Genomic DNA, 5,016 nt, shown 5'->3' on the forward strand with positions numbered 1-5,016 from the left:
CCGAGATCAATGGCTAAAACGATACTTGATATTATAGGGAACACGCCTTTAATTGCATCGAAAGTACTCAATACCAACCCCAATGTCACCCTTCTTTTCAAGTTGGAAGGCCATAATCCCGGAGGCAGTGTCAAGGATCGGGCAGCTTTGAATATGATCCAAACGGGAATGGATAAAGGGTTGATCACAAAAAATTCGAAACTTATAGAGGCCACAAGTGGCAATACGGGGATTGCCTTAGCCATGATCGCAGGGATTTATGGACTTGATATTGAACTGGTCATGCCCGAGAATTCCACAAAGGAACGGGTGCAGACCATGCGTGCCTATGGGGCCGTGGTTACCTTGACCCCCGCAGATGTCGGCATCGAAGGCGCACGGGATTATGCCGAGGCCAAAGTAAAGAATGAAGGGTTTCTGATGTTGAACCAATTCGCCAATGAGGACAATTGGAAGGCCCATTATAAAACCACGGGGCCTGAAATATGGCGCGACACCCAAGGGGAAATCACCCATTTTGTTTCTGCTATGGGAACAACGGGGACGATCATGGGAACTTCTACCTACTTAAAAGAGCAAAATAAGCAGATTCAAATTGTCGGGGTGCAGCCTACGGATGGCTCGAGTATTCCTGGTATTCGGAAATGGCCTAAGGCATACTTGCCAAAAATCTTCGATGCCAATAAAGTGGACCAGGTCATTGAGGTAAGTACCGAAGAGGCTTCGGAAATGGCCAAAAGGCTCGCAAAGGAAGAGGGTGTTTTTTCGGGCATGAGCAGCGGCGGTGCTACAGTGGCCGCTTTGAAGTTGGCAGCAACCTTGGAAAAAGGCACTATTGTTTCCATAATCTGCGATCGTGGGGATCGCTACCTCTCCTCAGATTTATTCGATTAGTGCGCAATAATCCGAATATCTTAGAGCCAATGCTTCCTTTTAAAATAGAACAACATACCTATAAAAAGGGCAATCATTACCCCCCATACCATATAGTAGCCATTTTCCCAGTGTAATTCTGGCATGTGGTCAAAGTTCATACCATAGATACCGGCAATAAAGGTCAAAGGAATGAATATGGATGCCATGATGGTCAACACCTTCATTACCTCATTCATTTTATTGCTCATGTTACTCATGTACATTTCCATTAAACTCATCGCCATTTCACGATAAATCTGTAAACTCTCATTAATTTCATAGGAATGATCCAGAGCATCCCTTAAAAAAAGCTTGGTATCCTTGCTTATAAGCGTGTTTTCACTATCGATCAATCTACCTACAAGCTCTTTGACCGGATATATCCATTGACGTATTTTAAGCACCTCCTTTTTCAATTGCTGAATGTTGTGTGCCACTTCACGATTGGGATTTTCATACACCTCCTCTTCCAAGGTCTCTATCTTATGGCTCACATTTTCCAATACGACAAAGTAATTGTCGATGATCGAATCTAAAAGGGCAAAGAATAAATAATCGGAATCCCTAGTTCGTATACGACCCGATTTTGCGTTTATTCGATCACGCACACTCTTAAAAACATCATCATCAAGTTCTTGAAAGACCAAAACGCAGTTTCTCATGAGCACTAGGGCCACATGTTCCCCCACCAACTCATTGTTTTCATTGACATAGAGCATCTTGAATACCGCAAAAATGTAATCCTCATATTCATCGATTTTTGGCCGTTGCTGCGTATTGACAATGTCTTCAAGCACCAAGGGATTAAGCCCAAAATGGGTGCCCACCTTTTCAATGAAGGATTCATCGCTTAAACCAACGATATTGACCCAAGACGTTGTGGGCGTATCCTTGTGTGCCACTATTTGCCCAATATCGCCTGGAAAGTGTGTTTTATGGAAATCATCGTTGTATTCAATGATCGTGACCTTTGTCTCTACGGCTTCCCGGTGCCCCATATAGGTAATGGTACCTGGGGCTTTGCCTACTTTCTTATGTCTTTTGAATTGTCTTTTGGGAGCATTCTTCTTCTTGGCCATTTTTGGGATATTTATATAAATATACTAAGAAATAAAGATTTCAATTCAATGGAATTCGATACGGTTCAGCAAAAGCCCCGAGCCGGGAGCAACGCTGGTCAGTACTATGGAATCAGGTGCTATTAGGGATCTTTCAATATCATTCAATGACAACTCCCCTTTCCCCAATTGTATCAATGCTCCCATGATCATTCGTACTTGATACCGCATAAAACCCTTACCGACAATATGCAATGCATAGGAATCCTTTGGAAAAAAATTGGCCGTAAGCAGGGTGTTTTCCCGAATGCCACAACTTTGAATGGTTCGGGGCTTACTGGCATTTTTTTGTGATTTTACGGTATAGGCGCTGAAATTGTGGGTTCCCTCAAACAAATTCGCAGCGGCCTTCATCGACTCAATATCAAGCGTTTCCAAAATATTGGCCAGAAAAGGTGCGCTGAAAGGATGGTTTTTTTCACCACAAGAAAACAGGTAAACATACTCCTTGAGCCCAGGGTCTTTAATGATATTAAAAGAGGCATCGACCTCGCGAATACCCGTGGCCTTTAAGTCGGGTGGTAGGTTCTTATTGAAAAGGGTCAGGAATATATCGACATCATCTATGGGGCGATCATCAAGGAACAATTCAAAGGCGCCTTTCAAGGCAGAAACCTTGGCATCGGTACGCCCGGCCCCTAAAATCTTAAAACGTGCACCCGGTAAAATGAATTTCAGCGTTTTGGCCAACATTCCCTCGATGGTTTTCTGATGGGGTTGTTTTTGCCAACCACTGTACCTGAATCCCAGATATTGAAGATTGATTACGTAATAAAACCGCTCTTTGTCCATTGATGGTAATTTGGTCTAAAAGTACGGCGAAAAACGAATTCCCATAAATTTTGTACTTTGATTACGTATAACAACTAAACAAATTAGTATGACAAACATGGGTAGTATTAAAGTACCCTTATGGTACTGGATCGTCAGTGTAGTGGCACTGCTATGGAATCTTATTGGGGCCATGGCCTATTTATCGCAGGCTTATATGAGCGATGAAGTCAAATCGGCATTACCCGCCGAACAAGTGGTATTAATGGAAAACACGCCGGCATGGGCCACGGCGGCCTTTGCTTTCGCCGTATGGGGTGGGGTTTTAGGATGTATTGGCTTACTATTGCGTAAAAAGTGGGCCAATACGGTGTTGGGGGTTTCCCTGCTTGGAATTTTAATTCAAATGGGGTATTCGTTCTTTATGACCAATGCCGTTGAAGTCTATGGCACTGCCCAAGGGGTTGCAATGCCCCTAGTCGTGATTGCCATTGGTTTAGGACTGGTCTTATTTTCAAGATCGGCCCTGAAAAAAGGTTGGATATCCTGATTATCGAACACAAAACATGAAGTGTGGTATAACAATTTCCCTGTTTTGACCACACTTTTTTTATGCTTGTCAACATTAAATGCTGTTCATCGATTTATTTAAATATTCACTTTTTCGATTCGTTTTACTATAGAAAATAGGGTTCCCAAAAAATCCGCGCAATTATATTTGTATGAAGTTTATCTTACGACTGTTTTCATGGAAAACCACCCTTATACTTTCACTGATGGTCTTGGTTTTATTGAATGTATTCAGTTTTTATGGCCTTTTTACCAATAAATTCTATTTCTTCAAATTCGACAATTATATATTTCCCTTAATGACCCTCGTACATTTCGCATTTCTATACGCCATGTGGTTCAAGATCAAAGAGAATGAAATCGCTGATCCCCAAATGCGAAATTTGGAATATGCCCTCTATGTCATCTTTTGGATTTATATCTATCGGCTGTTTAATTCGATATCCATCTTAACGAGTTATTCGGATTACCATAGCCATGTTATCCCTTCGACCTTTCTTCCTATCGGCATATTGATCATGGTTTTATATGTGCTATTACTACTGCTTACGATAATTGCCTTTAAGCATCGCAAGCATAAAATTGGCTCCTATCGGTTCAATGAGATCAATGATGGGATAGACTCATGGGAATAAATTAAATATAACCTTAAGCTAATTTAAGGTCTTTTAAAAAGGGGACGTTAGGTACATGGCAGGCTAACATTTAAAATCCATTAGGATTGTCCTTTCCTATAGCCCACTGATAAAACTACCATAAAGATCTTTGAATTGAAAGCCTTCAGAGAATCGATGTTTACTCAATTTTTTGTGGGCTACCAATCCCCATAAAAGCAGTTCCTTGAAAAAATAAGCGTCAGCTTTGGAAACGTCAGGAAGGTGTTCTTTGATCAATCCGTTTAAAGGTGTAATCGTATCAAGCGCCCTTCTATATTCAGCATCGGTATAATCATCGGGCAATTCGAAACCCGGACCTTCGAAAAACCAAGAAACCAATGCATCATAGGGTCCTTTCGCATCCTTACGTTCCAATTTTTCGATTTTTGGGAAATACTCTGGAAATATTGATTTTACTGCTTCCTCGATCAGCAGTTCGGCTATCGCATCTGCCCCTTCCTGCTCGCCTTCATAGACCAATTCTATCTTTCCTGTAATGGCCGGGATAACCCCTAGAAAATCACTTAATCTAACCGTAGTATTGGCTGCCCCAGAAATCAATGCCCTGCGCTCCGCGGTACTCATCAGGTTTTCAAATGCCGTGATACTGGTTCGTGCACTTACCCCACTTTTTGAATCGACATATTCACTATCCCGGGCCTCAAAGCTTATTTGTTCCAAGATATCCTTTGCGATTTCAGGAACATAGACCACCTCTGTCTGGCTTTTGTCCAAGTGCGATTCTTGGGCTGTTATCTTCCGTGCTGTCGGAATATCATCTGGGTAATGGGTTAGAATCTGTGATCCGATCCTATCTTTTAATGGGGTCACAATACTACCACGGTTCGTATAATCCTCAGGGTTTGCCGTAAATACAAACTGCAAGTCAAGGGGAAGTCTAAGTTTGAATCCCCGAATTTGAATATCCCCTTCTTCCAATATGTTGAAAAGCGATACCTGTATTCTAGATTGAAGATCCGGTAATT

5 protein-coding genes and 1 pseudogene are annotated in these 5,016 nt (G+C 41.9%); 3 read left to right on the forward strand and 3 right to left on the reverse strand.

The window, feature by feature from the left end; translation table 11 throughout:
• The first annotated feature begins 9 nt into the window (after nucleotides 1-9).
• On the forward strand, nucleotides 10-894 hold the full coding sequence (gene cysM, locus WBM98_RS00085) for a cysteine synthase CysM (protein ID WP_424363972.1): 885 nt from the start codon (nucleotides 10-12) through the stop codon (nucleotides 892-894).
• Nucleotides 895-914: 20 nt separating this feature from the next.
• Here cysM and corA read toward each other — a convergent pair whose 3' ends face one another.
• Entirely contained in the window at nucleotides 915-1,994 is a 1,080-nt protein-coding gene (gene corA, locus WBM98_RS00090; RefSeq protein WP_424363968.1) for a magnesium/cobalt transporter CorA, read from the reverse strand.
• A gap of 45 nt (nucleotides 1,995-2,039) precedes the next feature.
• Nucleotides 2,040-2,825, reverse strand: a complete 786-nt coding sequence (locus WBM98_RS00095) for a tRNA pseudouridine synthase A (RefSeq protein WP_424363969.1) — start codon at nucleotides 2,823-2,825, stop codon at nucleotides 2,040-2,042.
• Between the two features lie 97 nt (nucleotides 2,826-2,922).
• Between WBM98_RS00095 and WBM98_RS00100 the strand changes: the two genes are divergently transcribed.
• Nucleotides 2,923-3,354 carry a hypothetical protein gene (locus WBM98_RS00100; RefSeq protein WP_424363970.1) on the forward strand — a complete coding sequence of 144 codons (432 nt, stop codon included), beginning with the start codon at nucleotides 2,923-2,925 and terminating at the stop codon, nucleotides 3,352-3,354.
• A gap of 172 nt (nucleotides 3,355-3,526) precedes the next feature.
• A complete protein-coding gene (locus WBM98_RS00105) occupies nucleotides 3,527-4,009 on the forward strand; it encodes a hypothetical protein (protein WP_424363971.1) in 483 nt (160 codons plus the stop codon).
• Nucleotides 4,010-4,105: 96 nt separating this feature from the next.
• Here the strand turns inward: WBM98_RS00105 and WBM98_RS00110 are convergent.
• Nucleotides 4,106-5,016, reverse strand: a pseudogene (locus WBM98_RS00110) (magnesium chelatase); the annotation flags it as partial.

The organism is Maribacter sp., assembly GCF_049667165.1.
Classification (GTDB): Bacteria; Bacteroidota; Bacteroidia; order Flavobacteriales; family Flavobacteriaceae; genus Maribacter_A.